The sequence below is a fragment of the Pseudonocardia sp. OZ21 genome, assembly GCF_059359135.1.
The window spans coordinates 60306-85699 of record NZ_JCADBN010000002.1 but is presented as its reverse complement, the minus strand read 5'-3'; the positions used below and the strand labels follow the sequence as shown (position 1 = coordinate 85699).

Annotated in this window: 20 protein-coding genes; 7 read left to right on the top strand and 13 right to left on the bottom strand. The window is 72.6% G+C overall.

The window, feature by feature from the left end; genetic code table 11:
* Window positions 1-33: 33 nt before the first annotated feature.
* Window positions 34-594: a DUF6328 family protein gene (locus AC5L35_RS04090; protein WP_495058170.1), complete on the top strand. Its 561-nt coding sequence runs from the start codon at window positions 34-36 to the stop codon at window positions 592-594.
* A gap of 14 nt (window positions 595-608) precedes the next feature.
* Here AC5L35_RS04090 and AC5L35_RS04085 read toward each other — a convergent pair whose 3' ends face one another.
* Window positions 609-1382, bottom strand: coding sequence for an RNA polymerase sigma factor SigF (locus AC5L35_RS04085; protein WP_495058169.1), 774 nt, complete (start codon window positions 1380-1382; stop codon window positions 609-611).
* 276 nt (window positions 1383-1658) lie between these two features.
* Here AC5L35_RS04085 and AC5L35_RS04080 point away from each other — a divergent pair, with 276 nt between their 5' ends.
* Window positions 1659-3899 (top strand): HelD family protein, encoded by a 2241-nt coding sequence (locus tag AC5L35_RS04080; RefSeq protein WP_495058688.1) that lies wholly within the window; start codon window positions 1659-1661, stop codon window positions 3897-3899.
* 171 nt (window positions 3900-4070) lie between these two features.
* Here AC5L35_RS04080 and AC5L35_RS04075 read toward each other — a convergent pair whose 3' ends face one another.
* The 6 genes from AC5L35_RS04075 to AC5L35_RS04050 all read right to left on the bottom strand — a co-directional run bounded on the left by AC5L35_RS04075 (window position 4071) and on the right by AC5L35_RS04050 (window position 10745).
* Window positions 4071-4838, bottom strand: a complete 768-nt coding sequence (locus tag AC5L35_RS04075) for a 3-oxoacyl-ACP reductase (protein WP_495058168.1) — start codon at window positions 4836-4838, stop codon at window positions 4071-4073.
* A gap of 21 nt (window positions 4839-4859) precedes the next feature.
* Complete coding sequence (locus AC5L35_RS04070; RefSeq protein ID WP_495058167.1) at window positions 4860-5969, bottom strand: hypothetical protein; 1110 nt, start codon at window positions 5967-5969, stop codon at window positions 4860-4862.
* Between the two features lie 137 nt (window positions 5970-6106).
* Entirely contained in the window at window positions 6107-6838 is a 732-nt protein-coding gene (locus AC5L35_RS04065; RefSeq protein ID WP_495058166.1) for a gamma-glutamyl-gamma-aminobutyrate hydrolase family protein, read from the bottom strand.
* Window positions 6819-8162: a glutamine synthetase family protein gene (locus tag AC5L35_RS04060; RefSeq protein ID WP_495058687.1), complete on the bottom strand. Its 1344-nt coding sequence runs from the start codon at window positions 8160-8162 to the stop codon at window positions 6819-6821. Before AC5L35_RS04060 ends, AC5L35_RS04065 begins: the two co-directional genes overlap by 20 nt.
* 28 nt (window positions 8163-8190) lie before the next feature.
* A complete protein-coding gene (locus AC5L35_RS04055) occupies window positions 8191-9783 on the bottom strand; it encodes an amino acid permease (RefSeq protein WP_495058165.1) in 1593 nt (530 codons plus the stop codon).
* A gap of 14 nt (window positions 9784-9797) precedes the next feature.
* Window positions 9798-10745 (bottom strand): phosphotransferase, encoded by a 948-nt coding sequence (locus tag AC5L35_RS04050; RefSeq protein WP_495058164.1) that lies wholly within the window; start codon window positions 10743-10745, stop codon window positions 9798-9800.
* 52 nt (window positions 10746-10797) lie between these two features.
* Between AC5L35_RS04050 and AC5L35_RS04045 the strand changes: the two genes are divergently transcribed.
* Together AC5L35_RS04045 and AC5L35_RS04040 are read left to right on the top strand one after the other, a co-directional pair.
* Entirely contained in the window at window positions 10798-13251 is a 2454-nt protein-coding gene (locus AC5L35_RS04045) for a GcvT family protein (RefSeq protein WP_495058163.1), read from the top strand.
* 83 nt (window positions 13252-13334) lie between these two features.
* A complete protein-coding gene (locus AC5L35_RS04040; RefSeq protein ID WP_495058162.1) occupies window positions 13335-14180 on the top strand; it encodes an aldo/keto reductase in 846 nt (281 codons plus the stop codon).
* A gap of 92 nt (window positions 14181-14272) precedes the next feature.
* Here AC5L35_RS04040 and recQ read toward each other — a convergent pair whose 3' ends face one another.
* Complete coding sequence (gene recQ, locus AC5L35_RS04035) at window positions 14273-16090, bottom strand: DNA helicase RecQ (RefSeq protein ID WP_495058161.1); 1818 nt, start codon at window positions 16088-16090, stop codon at window positions 14273-14275.
* Between the two features lie 210 nt (window positions 16091-16300).
* Here recQ and AC5L35_RS04030 point away from each other — a divergent pair, with 210 nt between their 5' ends.
* Entirely contained in the window at window positions 16301-17191 is an 891-nt protein-coding gene (locus AC5L35_RS04030; RefSeq protein WP_495058160.1) for an alpha/beta fold hydrolase, read from the top strand.
* On the opposite strand, the gene AC5L35_RS04025 is transcribed toward AC5L35_RS04030, so the two are convergent.
* On the bottom strand, window positions 17188-17991 hold the full coding sequence (locus AC5L35_RS04025; protein WP_495058159.1) for a GntR family transcriptional regulator: 804 nt from the start codon (window positions 17989-17991) through the stop codon (window positions 17188-17190). The two genes, AC5L35_RS04030 and AC5L35_RS04025, sit on opposite strands and share 4 nt — an antisense overlap.
* 59 nt (window positions 17992-18050) lie before the next feature.
* On the opposite strand from AC5L35_RS04025, the gene AC5L35_RS04020 reads away from it, so the two are divergent.
* Window positions 18051-19253: an acyl-CoA dehydrogenase family protein gene (locus AC5L35_RS04020; RefSeq protein WP_495058158.1), complete on the top strand. Its 1203-nt coding sequence runs from the start codon at window positions 18051-18053 to the stop codon at window positions 19251-19253.
* On the opposite strand, the gene AC5L35_RS04015 is transcribed toward AC5L35_RS04020, so the two are convergent.
* From AC5L35_RS04015 to AC5L35_RS04005, 3 genes are read right to left on the bottom strand one after another with little or no spacing between them, the layout of a single operon-like run.
* Window positions 19246-20013 carry a YqjF family protein gene (locus tag AC5L35_RS04015; RefSeq protein ID WP_495058157.1) on the bottom strand — a complete coding sequence of 256 codons (768 nt, stop codon included), beginning with the start codon at window positions 20011-20013 and terminating at the stop codon, window positions 19246-19248. The two genes, AC5L35_RS04020 and AC5L35_RS04015, sit on opposite strands and share 8 nt — an antisense overlap.
* A gap of 16 nt (window positions 20014-20029) precedes the next feature.
* Window positions 20030-21958, bottom strand: a complete 1929-nt coding sequence (locus AC5L35_RS04010; RefSeq protein ID WP_495058156.1) for an ABC transporter ATP-binding protein — start codon at window positions 21956-21958, stop codon at window positions 20030-20032.
* Complete coding sequence (locus AC5L35_RS04005; protein ID WP_495058155.1) at window positions 21955-23751, bottom strand: ABC transporter ATP-binding protein; 1797 nt, start codon at window positions 23749-23751, stop codon at window positions 21955-21957. Before AC5L35_RS04005 ends, AC5L35_RS04010 begins: the two co-directional genes overlap by 4 nt.
* A 151-nt stretch (window positions 23752-23902) precedes the next feature.
* Here AC5L35_RS04005 and fgd point away from each other — a divergent pair, with 151 nt between their 5' ends.
* Window positions 23903-24910: a glucose-6-phosphate dehydrogenase (coenzyme-F420) gene (gene fgd / locus AC5L35_RS04000; protein ID WP_495058154.1), complete on the top strand. Its 1008-nt coding sequence runs from the start codon at window positions 23903-23905 to the stop codon at window positions 24908-24910.
* A gap of 73 nt (window positions 24911-24983) precedes the next feature.
* On the opposite strand, the gene AC5L35_RS03995 is transcribed toward fgd, so the two are convergent.
* Window positions 24984-25391, bottom strand: coding sequence for a ChaB family protein (locus tag AC5L35_RS03995; protein ID WP_495058153.1), 408 nt, complete (start codon window positions 25389-25391; stop codon window positions 24984-24986).
* Window positions 25392-25394: the final 3 nt, after the last annotated feature.

Sequence of the window (25394 nt, the reverse complement as noted above, 5' to 3'; positions counted from 1 at the left end):
CGTTTTCCGGCGCGGTCCGGGTACTCCCCGAGCATGGGGTGCCCGGACCGCCGCGCTCCCGCGCCTGGGCCGGAGCGCCCCGGCGAGGGCCCTCTGCAGCGCGCCGACCGCAACATGGTCGAGCTGCTGCAGGAGCTGCGGGTGGCGCAGACGGGTGTGCAGATCCTCTTCGCGTTCCTGCTGTCGCTGTCGTTCACCGAGCGGTTCGCCGGCCTCGACGACGTGGAGCGCTGGACCTACGTCGTCACGCTGCTGCTGTCGGTGGTCGCGGCCGGGTTGCTGGTCGCGCCGGCCGCCGTCCACCGGGTGACGTTCCGCCGCGGGCTCAAGATGGAGACCGTGCAGCTGGGCCACCGGTTGTGCACCGTGGGGCTGGCCACGCTGGCACTCACCCTCACGGGTGCGGTGCTGCTCGTGCTCGACGTCGCGATCAGCCTGGCGTTCGCCGTGCCGGTCGCCACCGCTGTCGGGATCGTCCTGCTCACGATGTGGTTCGTCCTCCCGCTCCGGTTGCTCGGGCGGGCCGGGAGGTCAGGCGTCGGCGCGCCGGGTGGCGACCGGGCCGGGAACGGACGGGTGCCCGCCCGGACCTAGTGGGTGCCGCCCGGCTACCCGTCCTCCTCGATCATGCGGCGGCGCAGCTGCGCCACCGTCTGCGACAGCAGCCGCGACACGTGCATCTGCGAGATCCCGACGCGGTCGGCGATCTGGGTCTGGGTGAGGTTGCCGAAGAACCGCAGCAGCAGGATGGTGCGCTCGCGCTCGGGCAGCTCGTCGAGCAGCGGGGCGAGGGCCTCCCGGTACTCGACCTTCTCGAGCTCCGCGTCCGCGCTGCCCAGCGTGTCGGTCAGGGTGGTGTCGGCGCCGGCCACGAGCTCGTCCAGCGAGCTGCTGCGGTAGGCCTGCTGTGCGTCCAGGCCCTCGACCACGTCCTCGGTGGGGATCCCGAGACGCCCCGCGATCTCGCTCGGCCGGGGCGCGCGTCCCAGCTCCTGGGACAGCGGCCCGATCGCACCGTTGATCCCGCTCTGCAGGTCCTTGAGCCGTCGGGGCACCCGCATGGACCACGTCCGGTCGCGGAAGTGGCGCCGGATCTCGCCGGTGATGGTGGGTACCGCGTAGGACAGGAAGTCGATCCCGCGGTCGGGTTCGAACCGGTCCACCGCGTTGAGCAGCCCGACCGTGCCCGCCTGCTCCAGGTCGTCCACCGGCTCACCTCGTCCGGCGAATCGGCGGGCGATGTGCTGGGCCACCGGCAGGTACCCTGTTACGAGCTTCTGGCGCAGCGCGGCCCGGCCCGGGTCGTCCGGTGGCAAGGCCGCGAACTCGGCGAACAACGGCGCCAAGTGCGCGTAGTCGGAGTCGCGGGAGGTGTCAGACACGGCAGCGCGGGCAGCTCGGGCACGGGACGGATCGCACCCCCTGAGCTACCCGCGGGTCGGCGGGAGAAAACGCTCGCGCTGGTACGTTGTTAAGTCGCCATTCCGTCCGCCCGCTTCGCGAAGGTGAATTTGCCGGTGTCGAACAGCACGTCCCCCGCTCGTAGCGGCAGCGGCTCTCCGGGCGCGGATACCTCCGCCGGCTCCGCGGGGACGAACGGCAGCGGGGGTGCAGCTCCCGTCGAGGATGGGCTCGAGTACGAGCGCCGCTACGTCGGCATGCTCTACGAGCGTCTCGACGCCCGGCGCGCCGACACCGCGCGGCGCCTCGAGAGCGTGCTGCACGACGAGACCGTGGGCACGCCGCAGGCGCTCACCGAGCGTGACGCCGCCGCGGCGATGTACACCGACCGGCTCGCCGCTCTCCGCGCGGCCGAGCACGGGCTCGCGTTCGGCCGGCTCGACATCGACGACGGCGAGCGCCGCTACGTCGGCCGGCTCGGGCTGCTCGACGAGGACAACGAGTACGAGCCGCTGCTGATGGACTGGCGGGCGCCCGCGGCGCGCCCGTTCTACACCGCCACCGCGGCCTCTCCCGAGGGCATCCGGCGGCGCCGGCACCTGCGCACCCGGCGGCGGGAGGTCATCGCCGTCGACGACGAGGTGCTCGACCTGGACGACGCCACGGCCACGTCACAGGCAGGTGGGCTGACGAGTGAGGCGGCGCTCCTCGCGGCCGTCGACGCACGGCGCACCGGCCGGATGTCCGACATCGTCGCCACCATCCAGGCCGAGCAGGACGCGATCATCCGCTCGAAGCCCACCGGCGTGCTCGTGGTGCAGGGTGGCCCTGGCACGGGCAAGACGGCGGTGGCGCTGCACCGTGCCGCGTACCTGCTCTACACCCACCGCGACCGGCTGGCCCGCCGTGGCGTCCTGGTGGTCGGGCCGAACCCGACGTTCCTGAGCTACATCGGGCAGGTGCTGCCGTCCCTCGGGGAGACGGCCGTGGTGCTCGGCACCGTCGGGCAGCTCCACCCCGGCCTCGACGCGAGGCGGGTGGAACCGACCCTGGCCGCAGCGGTGAAGGGCCGCGCCGAGATGGCGGCCGTGATCACCGCGGCGGTGCGGGACCGTCAGCAGGTGCCGCGGCGCCCGATCGAGCTCGTCGTCGAGCAGCAGCGCGTGCGGCTCGACCGCGACGTGGCCAACGCGGCACGCACGCGCGCGCGGCGCTCGCGCCGTCCGCACAACGAGGCCAAGCGCATCTTCCACAAGGAAGCGATCCGGCTGCTCGCGGAGCAGGTGGCGCGCTCGCTGGGCGGTCGCGGCCTGCTGGACGCCGGCGACCTCGCCGACATCCGCGAGGAGCTGAGCGAGAGCCGGGAGCTCACCCGGGAGCTCGACGCCCTGTGGCCGACGCTGTCGGCCGAGCAGCTGCTCACCGATCTGTTCGCCTCCCAGAAGCGGCTCAGCACGGTGGCCCGGCGGATCCCCGCGGCCGACCGGGAGCTGTTGCTGCGCCCCGCGCCCGCCGCCGACGTCCCGCCGGACGAGCGGTGGACCCCCGCCGACGTCCCGCTGCTCGACGAGGCCGCCGAGCTGCTCGGTGACGACGGAGCCGAGGCGGCGGCGCGGGAGGCGGCCGCGCTGCGCGAGGAGGTGATGTACGCGCAGGGAGTGCTCGACGTGCTCGACCTCGAGGAGGACCTCGATCCCGAACTGCTGCGCGCCACCGACGTCGTCGACGCCGACCGCCTGGCCGAACGGCAGGCGGTGCGCCGCTACGACTCCACCGCCGACCGCGCCGCGGCCGACCGGGAGTGGACCTACGGACACGTGATCGTCGACGAGGCGCAGGAGCTGTCTCCGATGGCGTGGCGGCTGATCATGCGGCGCTGCCCGACCCGCTCGATGACGATCGTGGGTGACATCGCGCAGACCGGCGACCTGGCCGGCGCCGCGTCGTGGGGTGGGGTGCTCTCGCCGTTCGTGGCCAACCGGTGGCGGCTCGAGCAGCTCACGGTCAACTACCGGACGCCGTCGGAGATCGCCGACGTCGCCGACGACGTGCTCGCCGCCATCGAGCCGGGCCTCGCCGCGCCGCGCTCGGTGCGCAGCACCGGCGTGCCGCCCCGGGCGGTGGCGGTGGACGGGAGCCGGCTCGACGACGCGGTCGCCAAGGTGCTCGCCGAGGAGACCGGCGCCGTGGGCGAGGGCCGCACCGCCGTGCTCGCCCCCACCGCGCGGGTGGCGGCACTGCGGGAACGCCTGGTGGGCGAGCCGCCGGCCGACGCGCCCGACATCGACCTCAGCGCCCCTGTGGTGGTGCTCCCGGTGAACTCGGCGAAGGGCCTGGAGTTCGACGCCGTCGTGGTGGTGGAACCCGCGGAGCTGCTCTCCGAGTCGCCCCACGGCGCCAACGACCTCTACGTGGCCCTCACCCGCTCCACCCAGCGCCTCGCGGTCGTGCACGCCCAGCCCCTCCCGGCGATGCTGCACCGGCTGGCCGAGGGCTAGTGTCCCGCGCCGGAAGTCCACCACATATCTCGACGGCCCAGCTCCCCGCCGGCCGCACCTGCGGACGGCCCGAGTACACCCGGTACGAGGACCGTCCACCGGCGCACCCAGCCGAAACCTGGATCCGCCGATATACGCACCGGACTTCCGGCGCGGGACACTAGGAGCGCGCTACAGGGGCGTGACGTAGGCGCCGGAGATCCCGCCGTCCACCAGGAACGTCGACGCCGTGATGAACGAGGCGTCGTCGCTGGCGAGGAACGCCACGGTGCCTGCGATCTCCTCGGGCCGCGCGAACCGGCCCATCGGGATGTGCACCAGCCGGCGCTGGGCCCGCTCGGGGTCGGCGGCGAACAGCTCCTGCAGCAGGGGGGTGTCCACCGGTCCGGGGCACAGCGCGTTGACCCTGATGTTCTCGCGCGCGAACTGCACGCCCAGCTCACGGGACATGGCGAGCACGCCGCCCTTGGACGCCGTGTAGGAGATCTGCGAGGTGGCCGCACCCATGACCGCCACGAACGACGCCGTGTTGACGATCGCGCCGCGGCCGGCCCGCTGCATGTGCGGGATCGCGGCGCGGCAGCACAGGTACACCGACGTCAGGTTCACCTCCTGGACGCGCCGCCAGGCGGCCAGGTCCGTGGTGAGGATCGAGTCGTCCTCCGGCGGCGAGATCCCCGCGTTGTTGAACGCCACGTCCACGCTGCCGTAGTGCTCCGCGGCGACGGCGAACAGCGCCTGCACCTCGTCCTCCGACGTGACGTCGGTGCGCACGAACAGGCCGTTCACCTCGTCGGCCGCCGCCTGTCCGGGCCCGGCGTCGATGTCGGCGACAACCACGCTGGCGCCCTCCTCGGCGAGCCTGCGGGCGGTGGCCAGCCCGATGCCGCTGCCCCCGCCCGTGACGACCGCCGTGCGCCCCGCGAACCGCTCGATCATGTCCGCAGATTAGGACACGGCCTAGTGACGGGCTCCGTCCAGTCCGGCCGGGCCCGGCGGCACGCCGTCGGTGACGGGCGACGGCTGCGACGGGTCGGCCACGGCCGCGCAGAGCTGTGCGCCCTGGCGCAGGATCACGCGGGCGGTCTCGGGGGCGCGCCTGCCCAGCCCGCACGAGGCGGCCACATCGACCGGGCGCCCGAGGGCGTCCTCGACGGCCGCGACCGTGGTGCGCACGTCGTCCACCGTCCGGGCCTCGTGCAGGAGCCCGGCGACGAACCGGGTGCCCGGCGGCAGGCGCAGCGCCGACAGCCGCGCGTAGAACGCCGGGTCGAGCGGCGGGGGTTCGACACCCGCGGCCAGCGGGGTGTGGACGAGCTCCAGGCGGTGGCCGGCAGGCCAGCGTGCGGCCACGGCGTTGAGCAGCGCCACGACGGGTGCGGTGTCGCGCATCCGGAACAGCGCCCGGTGGCGCAGGTCGCCCATGCACAGGTGCAGGCCGAAACGCGTGCGCTCGGGGATGCGGCGCACCAGAGCGGTGACGGTGCGGGCGACGACGGCCGCCACCGCGGGGCGCGCGGCGGCGGGGGCCATCGTGACGAAGGCGAGCTCGGCGGGCATTTCGAGCTGGACGAGCACGTCCTCGCCCGCGTCGGAGCGGATCCGGGTGATCTCGCGGGCGATGGCCTCGGTGAAGGCGCGGCGGTGCAGGAGCGGCCCCTTCGGTCCCATGGTGAACATCGCCATGCCGAGGCCGGTGGGCAGGCCGATCTGGAGCGTCAGGTCGCTACGGCCGTGCGCCGCGCACACCGCGTCGAAGACCGGACGCGCCGCGGTGTGGGCCTCCGGGTAGCCGAAGCGCAGGGAGTCGCCCGTGAGGCGGTGGCCGCGACGGACCCGGAAGGTGAGCAGGCGGTCGTAGTCCGAGAAGTCGCCCTCGCGGCTGACCTGCAGGTCCGGGTGGGTGCGCAGGCTCTCGATGACTCCGGCGACCCAGTTGCGCCGGGTGCCGGTCTCGCCGTCGGGGAGCGTGGACAGGTGTGGCCCCACCAGCTCCAGCATCTCCGTCATCGCCTCGCCCGTCGTGCGGGCGGGGTAGCTCCCGACCATGTGCATTCCGCGAGTGCTCACGCACCGAGCGTGAGCAATGGTCAAGAGCTCGTCAAGTCATGGTCAACATCGCGGCCGCCAGTCGCCCGAACGGACCTGCACCTGGCTGCCCGGATGGCGGTGTGCCGTCGCGGGAAGAGTCCCCGCAGCCCGCTCGGCTACCGCGTCGGAAGCGAGGCGTTCCCGGTCGCCGCCGCGACCAACGCCGTCATCAGCCGCACGTCCGTGGCGTCCTGCTCGGGATGCCACTGGACGCCCACGACGAACGGCGCACCGTCCAGTTCGACGGCTTCCACCGTGCCGTCCGGGGCCCGCCCGGTGACCCTCAGCCCCGGAGCGACCCGGTCGATGGCCTGGTGGTGGTGGCACAGCACAGTCACCGTGGAGCCCACGGTGGTGGCCACGCGCCCGCCGGGCACGAGGTCCACCGTGGTGGTGCCGAAGACGCCCGGGGTGGGGTTGTGCCCGGTGTGGCCGACGGCGTCGGGGACGTGCTGCACGAGCGTGCCGCCGAGGGCGACGTTCAACAGCTGCACCCCCCGGCACACGCCGAGCACGGGAATGCCGCGCTCGAGTGCCCGGTGCAGCATCGCGATCTCGGCGGCGTCGCGTTCGGGCCGCGGCTCCCCGGTGCGCGGATGTGGTGCCTCGTCGTACCGCTCCGGGGCGATGTCGGGGCCGCCCGACAGCACGAGCGCGTCGATCCGGTCGACGGCGACCGCCGACTCGACGCGGGGTGGCAGCAGCACGGGGATACCGCCGGAGGCGAGCACCACGTCGGGGTAGGTGACGGGGAGCAGCACGGCGTCGTGCTCCCACACCCCGTACCGGACGTGCTCCCCGTAGGCCGTGAGCCCGATGACCGGGCGGCTAGAGCCGTTCGAAGCCACGCCGGCGCTCCCAGTCGGTGACGGCGGAGTCGAAGGCGGCCAGCTCCACCCGTGCCGCGTTGGCGTAGTGCTCGACGACCTCCTGGCCGAAGGCGTCGACGGCCACCGTGGAGCCTGCGAACAGCTCGGCGGCCTCCCGAAGCGTCGACGGTACCCGCGGCGCGTCGGAGGTGTAGGCGTTGCCGCGCAGCTCCGGCTCCAGCGGTAGCTCGTTCTCGATGCCGTGCAGCCCGGCCGCGATCAGCGCGGCGACCCCCAGGTACGGGTTCATGTCACCGCCGGGCACCCGGTTCTCCACCCGCAGCGAGGGGCCGTGCCCGACGACACGCAGCGCGCACGTCCGGTTGTCGAGCCCCCAGGCGACCGCGGTCGGAGCGAACGAGCCCTCGGCGTAACGCTTGTAGGAGTTGACGTTCGGCGCGAACAGGTAGGTGAGCTCGCGCAGGCAGGCCTGCTGTCCCGCGACGAAATGCTCGAACAGCGGGGAGAAGCCGTGTTCGGACTCCCCGGAGAAGACCGGCCCGTCCTCCCCGCGCAGCGAGATGTGGATGTGGCAGGAGTTGCCCTCCCGCTCGTCGTACTTGGCCATGAAGGTGAGCGCCATGCCGGCCTGGTCGGCGATCTCCTTGGCTCCGGTCTTGTAGATCGTGTGGTTGTCGCACGTGGTGAGCGCGTCGGCGTAGCGGAAGGCGATCTCGTGCTGGCCGAGGTTGCACTCGCCCTTCGCCGACTCGACGACCATGCCGGCACCCGCCATCCCGTTGCGGATCCGGCGCAGCAGCGGCTCCACGCGGGCGGTGCCGAGCATCGAGTAGTCGACGTTGTAGAGGTTCGCGGGCTCGATCTGGTGGTAGCCCTTGCGCCAGGCGGTGTCGAAGGAGTCGGCGAAGAGCATGAACTCGAGCTCGGTGCCCACGTCGGCGTGCAGGCCGTGCTCGGCGAGGCGGTCCAGCTGGCCGCGCAGGATCTGCCGCGGCGACGCGACGACGGGCGACCCGTCGGCCCACTGCGCGTCGCACAGCACGAGCGCGGTGGCCTCCAGCCACGGGACCAGCCGCAACGTGGCGAGGTCGGGCTTGAGCACGAAGTCGCCGTAGCCGCTCTCCCAGCTCGACATCGCGTAGCCGCCGACGGTGTTCATCTCGACGTCGACGGCCAGCAGGTAGTTGCAGGCCTCGGCCGCGTGCGGCACGACCTCCCCGAGGAAGTACGGGGCGGCGCAGCGCTTGCCCTGCAGCCGGCCCTGCATGTCGGTGAACGCGACGAGCACGGTGTCGATCGACCCGTCGTCCACCGCGGTCTGCAGCTGGTCGAGCGTGAGCATCCCGCGTGGCTTCATGCGGAGGAGGATCTCACGGAGCCTCGGCCTCCAGCTGGCGCTCGATGTCGGTCAGCTCCTCGTCGGTGCCGGCCTCCCGGACCGGGCCGGTGAACCAGCGGCGTGCCGAGAGCAGGTACCAGCCGCCGAACAGGATCAGCGCTCCGCCCACCGTGAGCGGGGCGTAGTTGACCACGTTCCAGTCGAAGTCGGCGGCGCCCGGGATGCCCTTGGGGGAGACCGGCAGCAGGAACAGGACGCACACGATCGCGATCCACGCGACGGCCGCAGGCGCGACCCACCGGTAGTGGTGCCCGAGGCTCCACGCGCCGCCCTCGAACCGGGAGCCCGCCCGGATCCGCAGGACGATCGGCAGTGCGAACGCGATGTAGAGCCCGATCACCGCGATGGAGGTGCCGACGAGGTAGCCGACCACGCCGTTGGCGAGCGTCGGCAGCATCAGTGCCCAGCTCAGCGCGGCGATCGCGACAACGGCGTTCACCGGCACGCGGTTCGCGGCGACCTTGCGCCACAGCCGGGAGCCGGGCACGGCGCCGTCGCGGGAGAACGCGAACATCATCCGCGACGCCGACGTCACCGACGCCGTGCCGCAGAAGAACTGCCCGACCACGGCGATGAGCAGCAGGAACTCCGCCCACGCCTCGCCGAGCGACTCCGTCCAGATGTAGACCACGGCGTTGCCGGCGGCGTCGAGCGTGCCCTGGACGTCGGGCACCGCGAACGTCACCGCGACCAGCAGGACGAAGCCGAAGACCACCGAGACGACGACCGACATCACCATGCCCCAGGCCGCGGCCCGCGACGCCAGGCGCGTCTCCTCGCTCATGTGCGCCGATGCGTCGTACCCGGTGATCGTGTACTGGGCCATCAGCAGGCCGATGCCGAACACGAACCAGAAGCCGGCGTCGCCGAAGCCGTCCCCGGAGAACCCGGAGTTGTTGAGCGTCTCGCCGAACACGAACGCGGCGGACTGGTGGTTGTCGGGGACGACGATCAGGACGCCGACGATCACGAGCACGCCGACCATGTGCCACCACGCGGAGAACGTGTTGAGCCGGGCCAGCAGGTTCACGTTCAGCAGGTTCAGCGCGAGGTGCAGCGCGATGATCACCGAGTAGACCACGAATACCGTGCCGGTCCCGGTGCCGACGACGGAGGGGAACCACAGGTTGAGCAGCGCGGTGGTGAAGATCGCGGCGCCGTAGTCGATCGCGGCGGTCACCGCGATCTGGCCGATCAGGTTGAACCAGCCGGTGAACCAGCCCCACGCCGGGCCGCCCAGCTTCGACGCCCAGAAGTACAGGGCTCCGGCGGTGGGCATCGCCGAGGCGATCTCGCCCATGGCCATCGCCACCAGCACGCAGAACCCGCCGACCAGCAGCCAGCCCCACGTGATCGCGACCGGGCCGCCGTTGTTGAACGCGATGTAGTACGAGGTCAGGCAGCCCGCGAGGATCGAGATGATCGTGAAGGAGATGGCGAAGTTGGAGAACCCGCCCATCTCGCGGTAGAGCACCTGCGCGTAGCCGAGCCGGTGCAGAGTGGCCTCGTCGCCGTGCCTGTCGTCACTGCGCCTGTCGTCGCTGTTCCGGTCGTCGGCGGTCATGCGGCCTCCAGGTGTCACGGATCTCGGTCGGGCGGGCGCGCCGCCGTGAGCAGGTGCTCGAGGTCGGGGCCGTCGAACTCCGCGACGGCCCGGTCGTACTTCTCCATCCCCCATGACCAGAAGTCGAAGTGCAGCGGGCTGGAGCCGTCCTGGATCGACGCCCACAACATCCAGCCGTACTTCGCCATCAGCGCGAACAGCCGGGCGCGTGCCACCTGGCGGGGACACGGCCGTTCGTAGTAGGCGCCGACCAGCACGTCGAGCAGCGGGGGTGGCAGTGCCGCCTCGCTCCAGATGTTGCCCAGCTCGAAGCACGGGTCGTTGTTGCCCGAGTACTCGAAGTCGATGATCCGCACCTGCTCGCGCCCGCTCCGGTCCGGGCACAGGAGCAGGTTGGCGGCGAGGAGGTCGTTGTTGCACGGCGCCGTCACGCGGGGGCCGAGCGCCGCGCGGATCCGCGGCACCAGCGGGGCGAACTCGTCGTAGCGCGGCGGCAGCCGGAAGCCGTGCTCGGCGACGATGCGCCGGTAGCGGGCCTGCACGGTGAACATGTCGAAGTCGTTGACGAAGCGCGGCCCCGCGTGCAGCCGCCGGCACGCGGCGGCCACGAGGGCCAGTACGGCGGGATCGTGGAGGTCGTCGTCGGTGAGCGGGCGGCCGGGCAGGTACTCGACGGTCAGCCCGACGCCCGGCCGCCGGTGCAGCACCCGCGCTCCCACGCCCGCCGCCGCCGCGGCCACGGAGTTGGCGTACTCGTGGTCGCGGTCGATACCGAGCAGGCCGCCGCCGTCCTGCGCGGGAATGCGCACGACGCAGCATCCGTCGGGGTTGGTGACCTTGAGGTTGCGGTTGGTGAGTCCGCCCGGTAGCTCCTCCACCGTGCGGGGTCGCCGGGAGGTGCACGGGATGGAGTCGAGCAGCGCGTCCGTCGCGGGGTCGAGCACCGCGGATCGGACTTCCATCGCAGGATCGTAGGGCTCGCTCCGGGAACGGTCTAGACCGTAGGGTCGAGGCATGGTGCAAGCGCTCCCCGGGCGGGCCCGCGTCGTGGTGATCGGTGGGGGAGTGGGCGGCACGAGCGTGGCCTTCCACCTCGCCGAGCGCGGCGAGCGGGACGTGCTGCTCGTCGAGCGCGCCGAGCTCACGAGCGGGTCCACGTTCCACTCGGCCGGCCTGGTCGGGCAGCTGCGGTCCGACCCGGCACTCACCACGATCAACGGCTGGTCCGTCGAGCTCTACCGCAGGCTGCAGGAGGGCGAGCACGCCCCGGGGTGGGTGGAGTCCGGGTCGCTGCGGCTCGCGTCCTCACCCGCCCGGCTCGAGGAGATCCGCAGGCAGGCGGGCTGGGCGCAGCGTTCCGGGCTGCCGCTGGAGCTCATCTCGGCCGACGAGGCGCGGGAGCTGTTCCCGCTGATGTCGGTCGAGGGAGTGCTCGGCGCCGCGTACACGCCCACCGACGGCCAGGTCGACCCCGCCCGGCTCTGCTACGCGCTCGCCGCGCTCGCGCGGGCGGGTGGGGTGACGATCGCCCAGCGGACCCGGGTGGTCGGCATCGACACCGCAGGCGGGCGGGTCACCCGTGTGCGCACCGACCGCGGCGACGTCGAGTGCGAGGCGGTCGTCGACTGCGGCGGCATGTTCGCCGCCGAGATCGCCCGGCTGGTGGACGTCCGGGTGCCCGTGGTGCCGATGTCGCACCAGTACGTCGTGACGGCCCCGCTCCCGGCAGGCACCCTGCCGGACCGCCCGCTGCCGTCGCTGCGCGACCCCGACCTGCTCGTCTACTACCGCCAGGAGATCGACGGGCTGGTGATGGGCGGCTACGAGCGTCACAGCGCGCCCTGGACGGCCACCCCCCGCTCACTCGACGCCGTCCCGGCCGACTTCAACGGCAAGCTGCTCCCGCCGGACTGGGAGCGGTTCGAGGAGATCCTCGAGAACTCCCAGGTCCGGGTCCCGGTGCTCGCCGACACTGGCGTGGCGTCGATGATCAACGGGCCGGAGGCCTTCACCCCGGACAACGAGTTCTGCCTCGGTGAGACCGAGGTGGCCGGGTTCTTCGTCGCCGCCGGGTTCTGCGCGCACGGCATCGCCGGTGCCGGGGGCATCGGGCGCGTCATGGCCGCCTGGATCCTCGACGGTGATCCGGGCCTGGACCTGTGGCACATGGACGTGCGCCGCTTCGGGCAGCGGCACTACCGCTCTCCCGGCTACACGCTCGCGCGGGTGCGGGAGAACTACGAGAGCTACTACGACATCCGGTACCCGGCCGCGGAACGCGCTGCGGGGCGCCCGTTGCGCACCTCGCCCGCCTACCCGTGGCACGCGGCCCACGGCGCCGTGTTCGGGGAGAAGGCCGGCTGGGAGCGGGTCAACCACTACTCCGAGCCCGGCTCGGAGAAGCTACGCCCGCGGGGCTGGGCCGGGCGGCACTGGTCGCCCTGCGTCGAGACCGAGCACGTCGCCGTCCGGGAGGCGGCGGGCCTGTTCGACGAGAGCTCGTTCTCGAAGATCGAGATCTCCGGACCGGACGCGGCGGCGTTCTGCCGGCACGTCTTCGCCGGGCGGACCGACCGCGAGCCCGGCGCCGTCGTCTACACCCAGGCGCTCAACGACCGCGGCGGCATCGAGATGGACGTGACCGTCACGCGGCTGGGCCCCGAGGAGTTCCTCGTGGTGACGGGCACGGCGTTCGGGCCACACGACCTCGGCTGGCTGCGCCGCCAGGCCCGGCTCACCGGTGCCGCGGTGCGGCTGTCCGACGTCACCGGGGCCTGGGCGTGCTTCGGGCTGTGGGGTCCGCGCTCCCGCGAGGTGCTCGCCCCGCTGACGCCCGCATCCCTGTCCAATGCCGGCTTCCCGTACCCGTCGATGCGCGAGACCACGGTCGGGGACGTCCCGGTGCGCGCGCTGCGGGTGACGTTCGTCGGGGAGCTGGGCTTCGAGCTGTACTGCTCCACCGAGTACGGCGCCGCGCTGTGGACCACGCTCGTGGAGGCCGGCGCGCCCCACGGGCTGCGACCCGGCGGCTACCGCGCGATCGAGAGCCTGCGACTGGAGAAGGGCTACCGCGTGTGGGGGGCCGACATCGGGCCCGAGACCACCCCCGACGAGGCCGGCCTCGGCTTCGCCGTCCGTCGCGACGGCGAGTTCGTCGGGCACGGGGCACTGCTGGCCGCCCGGGCGCGAGGGGTCGCCCGGAAGCTGCGGTGCCTCGGGCTCGACGACCCCCGCGCGGTCGCGCTGGGTGGGGAGCCCGTGCGGGTGGGGGACGAGGTCGTCGGCCAGGTCACCTCCGGCGGCTACGGCTACACGGTGGGCCGTTCCCTCGCCTACGCCTACCTGCCCGCCGGCACGGCGGAGGGGGCGCCGGTGGCGGTGCAGGTCGACGGCACGTGGGTGGACGGCGCTGTCGCGGCGTCGGTCCTCTACGACCCGAAGGGCGAGCGCATCCGCGCCGACGGCTGACGGGGCGTCCCCGCAGGCTGCCGCACCGCGGCCACCGCGGGTCCGGCCAGAATGGCAGGGAAGCCGCGACAACGGAGGTGCCGATGGTGACCGGTCCCCACGTCGTCACGTTGCCGTCGGGCGAGCAGGTGACGGCGCTCGGCCAGGGCACGTGGTATCTGGGCGACGATCCCCGGCGCCGCGCCGAGGAGATCGCGGCGCTGCGCCTGGGCCTCGACCTCGGCCTGACCGTGGTCGACACGGCCGAGATGTACGGCGACGGCGCGTCGGAGGAACTGGTCGGGGAGGCCGTCGCCGGTCGTCGCGACGAGGTGTTCCTGGTGGACAAGGTGCTGCCCCACCACGCCACCCGCGCCGGCACGGTGCGCGCCTGCCAGGACAGCCTGCGGCGGCTGCGCACCGACCGGATCGACCTGTACCTGCTGCACTGGCGCGGGCGGGTGCCCCTCGACGAGACGCTCGCCGGGTTCGCCGACCTGGTCGACGCCGGCGCGATCCGGTACTGGGGGGTGAGCAACCTCGACCGGGACGACATGGAGCAGCTGTACGGGCTGCCCGGCGGCGCCGCCGTGGCCACCGACCAGGTGCTCTACAACCTGACCCGCCGCGGTCCGGAGTACGACCTGCTGCCGTGGTGCGGCGAGCACCGCGTGCCGGTGATGGCCTACTCGCCGATCGAGCAGGGCAGGCTGCTGGCCGAACCCGGGCTGACCGAGGTGGCCCGGCGGCACGGGGCGACGCCCGCCCAGGTGGCGCTGGCGTGGGTGCTGCACCGGGATGCCACGATCGCGATCCCGAAGGCCGGCGACCCCGAGCACGTCCGGGAGAACGCCGCCGCCCGTGACCTCGCCCTCACGGGCGACGACCTGGAGGCGCTGGACGCGGCGTTCCCACCACCGCGGCGCCCCCAGCCGCTGGAGATGCTCTAACCGCCCCCGCTCCGGCCCTCGTCACTGGGGAGCCGTAGTGCTGTGGGGAGGTGGGTCACGACAGCACTACGGCTCCGAAGTGCGGGGTGAGGTCAGCCCGCGAGCGCCTCGAGCACCTGCTCGCCGTACTTCGCGAGCTTGTTCTCCCCGATCCCGCTGATGGTGCCCAGCTCCGCGGTGGTGGCGGGCATCCGCGTGGCGATCTCCCGCAGCGTGGCGTCGTGGAAGATCACGTAGGCGGGCACGCCCTGCTCCTTGGCCGTGGCCCCGCGCCAGGCCCGCAGCCGCTCGAACACCGGTGCGGCCGCGGCGGGCAGCTCCACCTGCGGCGCCCGTGCGGAACGGGTGCGGCCCTGCGCCTGGCGTTTCGGATCGCGCCGCAGCATGACCTGTCGCTCACCGCGCAGCACCCCGCGGCTGGCCTCGGTGAGCACGAACGTCTGGTAGTTGCCCTCGACGGCCAGCAGGCCCTGCGCCATCAGCTGCCGGATGACCCCGCGCCACTCGCCCTCGCTCAGCTCGGTGCCCACGCCGAACACGGTGAGCGAGTCGTGGTCGAACTGCTCGACCTTCGCGGTGCGCTTCCCGAGCAGGATGTCGACGATCTGCCCGGCCCCGAACTTCTGGTGGCGCTCCCGGTCGAGCCGGAACACCGTGGAGAGCACCTTCTGCGCGGCGACCGTGCCGTCCCACGACTCGGGCGGCGCGAGGCACGTGTCGCAGTTGCCGCACGGGGCCCCCTGCTGCCCGAAGTAGTTGAGCAGCTGCACCCGCCGGCACTCGACGGTCTCGCAGAGCGCCAGCATCGCGTCGAGGTGCTGGGCGAGGCGGCGGCGATGGGCGAGGTCGCCCTCGGAGTCGTCGATCATCTTGCGCTGCTGCACGACATCGGCGAGCCCGTAGGCGAGCCAGGCCGTGGACGGCAGCCCGTCGCGCCCGGCGCGGCCGGTCTCCTGGTAGTAGCCCTCCACCGACTTGGGCAGGTCCAGGTGCGCGACGAACCGGACGTCGGGCTTGTCGATGCCCATGCCGAACGCGATGGTGGCGACCATGATCACGCCGTCCTCGCGCAGGAAGCGGGACTGGTTGGCCGCGCGCGTGGCGGTGTCGAGACCGGCGTGGTACGGCAGCGCCGTGATGCCCTGGGCCACGAGGAACTCGGCGGTCTTGTCGACCGAGTTGCGGGAGAGGCAGTAGACGATGCCGGCGTCGCCGGGATGCTCGGTGCGCAGCAGGTGGAGCAGCTGGCGGCGGGGCTCGTCCTTCGGCGCGATCCGGTACTGGATGTTGGGCCGGTCGAAGCTCGCGACGAAGTGCCGGGCCTCCTCCAGGTTGAGCCGCCCGGCGATCTCGGCGTGGGTGGCCTCCGTGGCGGTGGCCGTGAGGGCGATACGGGGCACGTCGGGCCAGCGCTCGTGCAGCTGTGAGAGCGCGAGGTAGTCTGGGCGGAAGTCGTGGCCCCACTGCGCCACGCAGTGGGCCTCGTCGATGGCGAACAGCGCGATCCGGCCCCGCTCCAGCAGGCGCAGGGTGGACTCCACCCGCAGCCGCTCCGGGGCGAGGTAGAGCAGGTCCAGCTCACCGGCGAGGAACGCGGCCTCCACGGCGCGCCGCTCGTCTGGGCCCTGGGTCGAGTTGAGGAACCCCGCCCGGACGCCGAGGGCGAGCAGGGCGTCCACCTGGTCCTGCATGAGCGCGATCAGGGGTGAGACGACCACCCCGACACCGTCGCGGACCAGCGCGGGGATCTGGTAGCACAGCGACTTGCCGCCACCGGTGGGCATGAGCACGAGGGCGTCGCCGCCGTCGCAGACGTGCTCGATGATCTCCTGCTGGTTCCCGCGGAACGTGTCGTAGCCGAAGACCCGGTGGAGCACCTGCTGCGCGTCGGCAGTCCGGGGGAGCGTCACCCGGCGATCGTAGGCGCCGACCCCGACAGGCCGCCGGTGAACGTCCGGAACGAGGAGCGGATCGCCTCCGTCCTGCCGAAGATGTGCATTCACGAGCCCCGGGCGGCGACCCCGAGTGGGTAGTCTCGAATTCGAGTCGCCGCTCTCCCGATGATTTCCGGGAGCTGGTCCGATATCGGCGGAATGGGATTGTTCCCATGAGGGGGGATTATGTTGCGCACTGTCGCCGACGTGGTGGAGAGGCACCGCTCGTCCGGCCGCGCCTTCGAGGCCGAAGGGGTGCGGAGCTTCGTTCTCGACCGGGGTGACGGAGCGCCGGTGGTGTGCCTGCACGGCGTCCCGGCGAGCTCGTTCCTCTTCCGCAAGCTCGTGCCGGAGTTCGCCGGTCGCGGACTCCGAGGCGTCGCCTTCGACTTCCCCGGCCTCGGTCTGGCCGATCGCCCGGTGGGGTTCAACTACTCCTGGAGCGGCCTCGCGGAATGGACCGGTCACGCGATCGACGCGCTGCAGATCGATCGGTGCCATCTGGTCGTGCACGACATCGGCGGGCCGATCGGGTTCGAATGGGCCATCACCCATCCGGAACGCGTGCTCTCGCTGACCGTGCTCAACTCGCCCGTCGACGTCGCGGTGTTCCGGCGCCCGTGGTCGATGCAGCCCTTCGCGATCCCCGGCGTCGGCGAGGCCTGGCTCGCCGGGCTGCGCCCTCCCGGCTCCCGCTGGCTCTTCCGCCACGTGGGCCTGGCCGACCAGACCGCCATGGACAGCTCCGAGATCGACGCCTACTTCGCCCTGCTGAAGCGCGGGGACGGCGGGCGGGCGTTCCTGCGGATCATGCGCGGGTTCGAGCTGACCGAGGCGAAGCAGGCGTTCTTCTACAAGGGTCTCCGTTCCCGGCCCTACCCGGCGCAGGTGGTGTGGGGGCAGTACGACCCCGCGCTCGGGGAGAACCGCCGCCGCGCGGTGCAGGACGCGCTGGGGGTGGAGAGCGCCACCCTGCTGCGCGCCCGGCACTTCCTGCCGGAGGAGCAGTCGCCCGCCATCGCCGCGTCCGTCGTCCGGCTGGCCGAGCAGCGGGAGGCCAGGCCGGCCGAGCGCTAGCCGCCCGGGTGCCGGTCGTCCGGGTCCTGGTGGCGCCGCTCCTGGACGGCGGTGCGCACCATCAGCCGGACGCGGTCGGCGCGGTAGACGTCGCGGGCGAACTCCACGGGCAGCCCGGCCACCGACTGGGCCACCCGCTCCACGCTCATCAGCGCGGTGCCGCGGGGCACCCCGAGCGCGGCGGCGTCGACCGGGCCGGCGCTGACCGACTCCAGGTACTCCACGGCGGTGTGCGGGGCGAGCCGGAAGTGCACCGAGAGCAGGTCGTAGATCGACCCGGTCAGCGGGTGGTCGAGCAGATCGGGGAGGTGCTCGGCCGGGAACCAGGACCGTTCCAGCGCGACTGCCGTGCCGTCGGCCGAGCGCACCCGCACGAGTTCGTGCACCCCCGTGCCCACCGGGATCCGCAGCGCCGCGGCGACCGCCTCCTCGGCGGCCACCGTCCGCGCGGACAGCACCTCGGCCCCGGCGCGCCGGTGGGCCCGGCGCATCTGCTCGGTGAACCCGGCCAGCCCCGTGAGATCGCAGTCGATCTTGGGCTCGGCGACGAACGCCCCGCCCGTGCGCCCGGGCAGCCGGACGAGCACCCCGCGGCGGGCGAGGCCGTCCAGCGCCTGCCGCAGCGTCATGCGGCTCACCCGCAGCGCCGCCGCCAGTGCGCGCTCCCCGGGCAACCGGTCGCCGGTGGCGATCTGGCCGTGGGTGATCTCGTCCATCAGCCACTGCTCGATCTGCGCGTGCACCGGCAGCCCGTGGCGACGATCCAGGGTGGGGGCACGATCGAGCAGCTCCGTCGACACGGTCCCAGGGTAGGCGCGCGGCGGGTTGCCGAGCCCTCGGACCGGTGCGATCGTCGGGTATGGATCCAGCGACCGGTACCGCTCCGCTCCTCGGTGACTTCTTCCGCTACGCCGACCTCCTCACCGACGAGGAGCAGAAGGTGGTGGCCCGGGTGCGGGAGTTCCTGCGCACCGACGTGGCGCCGGTCGCCGTCGAGCACTGGACGCGCGCGGAGTTCCCCCACCACCTCGTCCCGGGGTTCGCCGCGCTGGACATCGCGGCCCTGCCCTACGACGACCTGGACGGCCCGGCCGCCCGCCGCCTGCTGATCGGGTTCATCGCCCTGGAGATCGCCCACACCGACCCGTCGATGAACAGCTTCTTCGGCATCCACAACGGTCTCGCGATGGGCAGCATCGACCTGTGCGGCTCGGCCGAGCAGCGGGCGCGCTGGCTGCCTGCCATGTCGCGGATGGAGCGGATCGGTGCGTTCGGCCTCACGGAGCCGGACGGCGGGTCGGACGTCGCCCGCGGGCTGCGGACCACCGCCCGCCGCGTCGGCTCCGGACCGGACGCGGAGTGGGTGCTCGACGGCGAGAAGCGCTGGATCGGCAACGGCACCTTCGCCGACCTCGTCGTGATCTGGGCCCGTGACGTCGCCGACGACGCCGTCAAGGGCTTCGTGGTGGCGCAGGACAACCCCGGCATGACCACCAGCAAGATCGAGAACAAGGTGGCGCTGCGCACCGTGCAGAACGCCGACATCGTGCTCGAGGACTGCCGCGTGCCCGAGGCCGACCGGCTGCAGAACGCCAACTCCTTCGCCGACACCAACAAGGTGCTCCGGCGCACCCGTGGTGGAGTGGCGTGGGGCTCCACCGGCACGATGATGGCCGCCTACGAGATCGCGCTGGCGTACGCGAAGGAACGCGAGCAGTTCGGCCGCCCGATCGCCGCGTTCCAGCTCGTGCAGGACCTCCTGGTGCGCATGCTGGGCAACATCACCGCGTCGCTCGGGATGGCGGTGCGGCTCGCGCAGATGCAGGACGAGGGGGAGGCCCGCGACGAGCACGCCGCGCTCGCCAAGGAGTTCTGCACGAGCCGGATGCGCGAGACCGTCGCGCTCGCCCGTGAGGTGGTCGGGGGTAACGGCGTGATCCTCGACTACGGGGTGGCGAAGTACTTCGCCGACGCCGAGGCCCTCTACTCCTTCGAGGGCACCCGCCAGATCAACACGCTGGTGGTGGGCCGGGCGATCACCGGCCACAGCGCCTTCACGTGACCCGGTCCCGGGGGGTGGTTGCCGGGGTCGGGGTCCCGAATCTCACCTCTGCGCCGGCGCTGAACGCCGCGTGGTCCGGGGGGCGCTTCGTGAGGTCGCCGAGGCCCGCCGCGGTGATGAGCCCGTCGTCGAGTTCCAGCACCTCCGCCGTGCGCAGCGGCCAGGTGCCGTGGTCGTTGGGCAGGTACCAGGTGCGGCCGAGATGAGCCACGTGCAGGCCCCAGCGTGCCGTGAGGAACTGCTCCAGTGGGCCGTCCGGGGCCTGCGCGCCGGCCCGCACGACGATGCGGCTGCGCGCGGACACCCCGGGCCACCGCACCCGCGTCGCGTAGCCGCGCACGTCCCCGTCGGCGAAGAAACGCATCCGCGCCCACCGGTAGGGCAGCCCGAAGGCCGCGCGGGCGGCCGCCACGGCGACGGCCCGTTCGGCGTCGAGGCTGAGGAAGACCACGCCGCGACGCCCCGTCGCGTCCACGGAGTACAGGCGCACGTTGGTCTCCAGGAACGTGCCCGCCCACGGCACGGCGGGCCCGTGGGCGAAGCCCGTGCCCGTCATGCGGAACGGCACGAGGCCGACGTAGGTCCAGCCGTCGAGGACGTCCGGCTCGACGCCCGGCGGGAAGAACCGGGCCACCGCGGCGGGCCGGACGGCCCAGTGCAGGAACGCGACGTCGCGCCAGCGCTGCCGCAGCAGGTGCGGGTGGGGCAGCGCCGGCGCGACGACGGACACCGGTTCGGGCGCGACGGGCTCCGGAGGCATCCCGCCATCCTGCCGCTCAGGCGAGGGACGCGCGCCACGCCTCGTGCAGGTCGGCGAACTCGCCGGCGCCGCCCAGCAGCTCCTCCGGTGACCCGTCCTGCACGATCCGGCCGTCGGCCAGCACCAGCACGCGGTCGGCGATCAGCACCGTCGAGAGCCGGTGGGCGATGATCAACGACGTGCGGCCGGCGAGCACGGTCTCCAGCGCGGCCTGCACCGCTCGTTCGGACGGGATGTCCAGCGAGGACGTGGCCTCGTCGAGCAGCACCACCGCCGGGTCGGCCAGCACCACCCGCGCGAGCGAGACGAGCTGACGCTGGCCTGCCGAGAGCCTGCCGCCGCGCTTGCGCACGTCGGTGTCGAACCCGTCGGGCAGTGCCTCGATGAACTCACGGGCGCCCACCGCCTCGGCGGCCGCCGTGATCTCGGCGCGGGTGGGCGGCCGGTGGTCGTCCCGGTCGTCCGTGTCGTCCCAGCCACTGCCCATCGCGATGTTGTCGGCCACCGACCCGGAGAACAGGAACGCCTCCTGCGTGATCATCACCAGCGCGGACCGCAGGTCGGCGTCGGCGACGTCACGCAGGTCCACCCCGTCGAGCCGGACCGCGCCCGAGGTCGGGTCGTAGAACCGCACGGCGAGCTTGGCCAGCGTCGACTTCCCGGCGCCGGTGGCTCCCACCAGCGCGACCGTCTGCCCGGACGGGATGCGCAGCGAGAACTCCGGCAGCACCGTGCGATCGGCCGCCCTCCGGTAGGCGAACCGGACGTGGTCGAACTGCAGGTCCCCGCGCACCGGCGTGGGCAGCGGCACCGGCCGGGCCGGCTCGGGCACCCCGGCCGGGGTGTCGAGAACCGAGGCGATCTTCTCCAGGGCCGCGGCCGCGGACTGGTAGCTGTTGAAGAACTGCGCCAGGTCGTCGAGCGGATCGTAGAGCCGGCGCAGGTACAGCAGGAACGCGGTGAGGGCACCGAGAGCCAGCGTGCCGTCGACCACCCGCAGGCCGCCGATCAGCAGCACGAGCGCCAGCGACACGTTGCCCACCACCCGGATGCCCGCCACGAACCACGCGACGGTCAGGAACGCTTCGGTGTTGGCGTCGCGGTTGGCGACGGTGAGCCGGTCCATGATCTCGTCGTTGCGGCGCTCGCGACGGAAGGCCTGCACCGCACGGATGCCGTTCATCGTCTCGACGAAGTGCACGATCAGCCGCGCGACGGTGCTGCGGGTGCGCCGGTAGCTCGCCCGGGAGCTGCGCTGGAACCAGCGCGTGATCACCATCAGCGGTATGAACCCGACGAGCACGACCGCCGCGAGCGTCGGGTCGAGCCACACCAGCAGCACGGTGACGCCGACCAGCGAGAGCACGGCACCGAACAGCCCGTCGAGGCCCTTCTCCAGCAGGTCCGACAGCGAGTCCATGTCGCTGGTGAGGCGCGAGATCAGGCGCCCGGAGGTGTAGGACTCGTGGAAGTCCAGCGACAGCCGCTGCCCGTGGGCGAACACCCGCCGTCGCAGGTCGAGCAGCACGTCCTGCCCCACCCGGCCGGACAGCAGGAGGAACGCCGAGCGCAGTGCCGCGCCGGCGATCCCGGTGGCCGCGTACCCCGCGATGGACCAGGCCAGCGGAGCGGGCCGGCCCGCCAGCGCGGCGGGCACCCCGGTGTCGATCGCGGTGGCCACCAGCAGCGGGCCGGCCAGCATGACCAGGTTCTCCGCGACGAGCAGCACCAGCGCCACCGTGACGGCACGCCGGTGCGGACGCAGCTGCTCCGCGACGAGCAGGCGGGCGCGCTGCTGCAGTTTCAGCCCGGTGCGCCGGTCGACGGCGTCGGCCTCGTCGTCCTCCGCCGCGATACCGCGCCAGGCCTCGCCGGCGGCGTCGGTGTCCTTGCTGGTGCCGGTATCCGTGGTGGTGCCGGTGCCGGACTCCGTACCTGTGCTCACGCGTCCACCTCCTCTCGTTCGTCGGCTCGTTCCTCGTCGGGGCTGGACAGCAGCCGCCGGTACTCCGGGTCGGTGGCGAGCAGTTCGCTGTGGGTGCCGACCGCCGTTATCCGCCCGTCGACGAGCAGCGCCACCCGGTCGGCGAGCTGGACCGTGGACGGCCGGTGCGCCACGACCAGCGCCGTCACGCCACCCAGCATCCGGCGCAACGCCGCCTCGACCTCGGCCTCGGTGTGCACGTCCAGCGCGGACAGCGGGTCGTCCAGCACCAGGACGGGCGGGTGCCCGATCACCGCACGAGCCAGCGCGAGCCGCTGGCGCTGACCGCCCGAGAGCGACATGCCCTGCTCCCCGATGCGGGTGTCGAGGCCCCACGGCAGCGCTGCGACGAAGCCGTCGGCGCTGGCCACCCGCAACGCCTCCCAGACCTGCTCGTCCGACGCGGACGGGAAGCCGAGCGCCACGTTCTCCCGCACGCTCGCCGAGATCAGCACCGGCTCCTCGAAGGCGGTGGCCACGATCGTGCGCAGGTCGGCCAGCCGCAGGTCGCGGACGTCGACCCCGTCGATGAGCACGGCACCGCCCGTGACGTCGTAGAGCCTGCCCACGAGCGCCGTGAGGGTGGTCTTGCCCGAGCCGGTGGCGCCGACCAGCGCCATCGTCTCGCCCGGCCGCAGTGCCAGGTCGACGCCGTGCAGGACGTCGCGGCTCCCGCCCGGGTAGCGGAAGGACACATCGCGCAGGACGAGCTCGCCCCGCACCGGGTCCGGCGCCGGAACCGGTGCCGCCGGATCGGTGATCGACGGCACCACGTCGCGGACCTCCCAGTACCGGCGGGTGGCGGCCGCGGCGTTGCTGGCCTCCGCCAGCAGCCAGCCGATCGACGCGATCGGCCAGAAGAGGTAGGTCATGACGGTGACGGCCCCGACGAGGGTGCCGAGGGTGAGGGTGCCGGTGGCGACGCCGTAGGCCCCCAGCCCGAGTATCAGCGCGATCGCCGACTCGGGCAGCATCACGAGCACCGCCCACAGCGCCGCGAGCAGCCGGATCTTCAGCAGTTCGGTGCCGCGCAGCCCGCGCGCGTCGGCGACGAAGCGGGCCGTGAGCCTGCGCCCCCGGCCGAGCGACTTGAGCACGCGGATGCCCAGCGCCGACTCCTCGACCACCGTGGCGAGATCGCCCGCCTGGTCCTGCGAGCGGCGGGCGGCCACCGAGAAGCGGCGCTCCAGCGCGAGTGTGAGCACGATCAGCGGCACCGCGATCACGGCGATGACCAGACCCAGCACGGGGGAGAGCCACAGCAGCACCCCGATGCCCGTCACCATCGTCAGCACGTTGACGACGAGGAAGATCCCCGAGAACGCCACGAACCACCGGATCGTGTTGAGATCCGTCGTCGCCCGGGAGAGCAGCTGCCCCGATGGCCACCGGTCGTGGAAGGAAACGGGCAGCCGCTGCAGGTGCGCGAACAGGTCCTCCCGCATGGTGGCCTCGATGCGGGTGCTCGGGCGGGCGACGAGGCGCCGCCGCAGGAACATCAGCCCCGCTTCGAGCAGACCGAACGCGAGGACCCCGAGCACCAGCCACGGCAGCACCGACAGCTCGGACCGGGCGATCGGCCCGTCCACGATGGCCCGGGTGACCAGCGGGATCGCCAACCCGGCGAGGCTGCTGGCGAGCGCGGCGAGACCACCCCCGATCAGCGCGGCACGATGGGGACGGACGTACGGGGCGAGGCGGCGCAGCGCACCGAGGGTGGCGCGGTGGGGCTGCTGCTCGAGGTGGTCGCTCATGGCATCGATCACGGTAGGTTTTTCCGAACCGCGACGCATGCGAGTTCTGTCATGCCGCCACGGTGCGACCTCGATGCGAGTGGAGGTCAAGCCTGCGGCTGTAGCACTCTGGAGGGAGCAGAAACAGTCGGGTCGGGAAGGATCTGAGGACGTGGCGTTGCGGATCGGCTACAAGGCCTCGGCGGAGCAGTTCGCGCCGCGGGAGCTCGTGGAGTACGCGGTGCGGGCGGAAGGGCTGGGCCTGGACAGCGTGGTGACGTCGGATCACTTCCTGCCGTGGCGGCACGAGGGCGGCCACGCGCCGGCCTCGTTGATGTGGCTCGCGGCAGTGGGAGAGCGCACCGAACGGGTGCAGATCGGTACGTCGGTGCTCACCCCGACGTTCCGCTACAACCCGGCGGTGCTCGCGCAGACCTTCGCCACGCTGGGGATGCTCTACCCCGGCCGTGTCATGCTCGGGGTCGGCACGGGAGAGGCCCTCAACGAGATCGCCGTCTCCGGACGGGAGTGGCCGGAGTTCAAGGAGCGCTTCGCCCGGCTGCGGGAGGCCGTCAAGCTCATGCGTGAGCTGTGGACGGCCGACGAGGAGGTCTCGTTCGAGGGCGAGTACTACCGCACGGTCGGCGCGACGATCTACGACAAGCCCGAGCAGCCCGTGCCGGTGTACGTGGCGGCGGGTGGGCCGGTCGTGGCGAAGTACGCGGGCCGCTCGGCGGAGGGTTTCATCTGCACCTCCGGCAAGGGCATGGACCTCTACACCGAGAAGCTGCTGCCGGCGGTGGCCGAGGGCGCCGAGGCGGCCGGGCGCAGCGTCGACGACGTCGACCGGATGATCGAGATCAAGCTGTCCTACGACCGCGACCACGAGAAGGCCCTGGAGAACACCCGGTTCTGGGCCCCGCTGTCGCTCACGCCCGAGCAGAAGCACAGCGTCGACTCGGCTGTCGAGATGGAGCGGCTCGCCGACGAGCTGCCCATCGAGCAGGTGGCGAAGCGGTGGATCGTGGCGTCGGACCCCGACGAGGCCGTGGCCCAGATCAAGCCCTACGTGGACGCCGGGCTCAACCACCTGGTCTTCCACGGGCCGGGCGCGGACCAGGAGCGCTTCCTCACCCAGTTCGCCGAGGACGTCCTGCCGAAGCTGCGCTCCCTGGGCTGAGCACAGGCCGCTGGCACGCCGTGACCTCGGTCGGCCACGCCGACCGAGGTCCTGTGGTTCCGTGTTCTTCGGGCTACTTCTTCTTGCGCGCCTTCGCGGTCTCGCGGTCGTTCGCCTTGCCGATCGCCTCGACCAGCTCGTCCTTGTTCATCGACGACCTGCCGGGCACGTCGAGCTTCTTGGCGAGGTCGAGCAGATGCTGCTTCGAGGCGTTCACGTCCACACCGCCCGCGGTGGGGAGGTCGCTGTCGCGGCCTCCGCGGGCGGCCTGCTCGTCGGACGGGCCCTTCTCGTCCTTCGGCTCCCAGTGGTCGCCGACCTTCTCGTGGGTGTGCTTCAACGAAGCGAAGGCCGCGCGACGGGCCCGGGCGCCATCACCGTCGTAGCTGTCCATCGCGGAGTCGTAGGTCTTCTCCCACGTCCGTTCGGCCTTGTCGTCCGAGCGCTCCACCGTGCTCGGAACCTCGTCCTTGCCGGGCATATC

What these genes read in the sequence shown, in the direction of transcription:
- AC5L35_RS04015 (WP_495058157.1), bottom strand. Translation starts at nt 20,013, where the DNA reads ATGCCTCCGGAGCCCGTCGCGCCCGAACCGGTGTCCGTCGTCGCGCCG.
- AC5L35_RS04080 (WP_495058688.1), top strand. Translation starts at nt 1,659, where the DNA reads ATGCTCTACGAGCGTCTCGACGCCCGGCGCGCCGACACCGCGCGGCGC.
- AC5L35_RS04055 (WP_495058165.1), bottom strand. Translation starts at nt 9,783, where the DNA reads ATGACCGCCGACGACCGGAACAGCGACGACAGGCGCAGTGACGACAGG.
- AC5L35_RS04020 (WP_495058158.1), top strand. Translation starts at nt 18,051, where the DNA reads ATGGATCCAGCGACCGGTACCGCTCCGCTCCTCGGTGACTTCTTCCGC.
- AC5L35_RS04040 (WP_495058162.1), top strand. Translation starts at nt 13,335, where the DNA reads ATGGTGACCGGTCCCCACGTCGTCACGTTGCCGTCGGGCGAGCAGGTG.
- AC5L35_RS04090 (WP_495058170.1), top strand. Translation starts at nt 34, where the DNA reads ATGGGGTGCCCGGACCGCCGCGCTCCCGCGCCTGGGCCGGAGCGCCCC.
- AC5L35_RS04075 (WP_495058168.1), bottom strand. Translation starts at nt 4,838, where the DNA reads ATGATCGAGCGGTTCGCGGGGCGCACGGCGGTCGTCACGGGCGGGGGC.
- AC5L35_RS03995 (WP_495058153.1), bottom strand. Translation starts at nt 25,391, where the DNA reads ATGCCCGGCAAGGACGAGGTTCCGAGCACGGTGGAGCGCTCGGACGAC.
- AC5L35_RS04005 (WP_495058155.1), bottom strand. Translation starts at nt 23,751, where the DNA reads ATGAGCGACCACCTCGAGCAGCAGCCCCACCGCGCCACCCTCGGTGCG.
- AC5L35_RS04030 (WP_495058160.1), top strand. Translation starts at nt 16,301, where the DNA reads ATGTTGCGCACTGTCGCCGACGTGGTGGAGAGGCACCGCTCGTCCGGC.
- AC5L35_RS04050 (WP_495058164.1), bottom strand. Translation starts at nt 10,745, where the DNA reads ATGGAAGTCCGATCCGCGGTGCTCGACCCCGCGACGGACGCGCTGCTC.
- AC5L35_RS04045 (WP_495058163.1), top strand. Translation starts at nt 10,798, where the DNA reads ATGGTGCAAGCGCTCCCCGGGCGGGCCCGCGTCGTGGTGATCGGTGGG.
- AC5L35_RS04060 (WP_495058687.1), bottom strand. Translation starts at nt 8,162, where the DNA reads ATGCTCACGCTCGACCAGCTGCAGACCGCGGTGGACGACGGGTCGATC.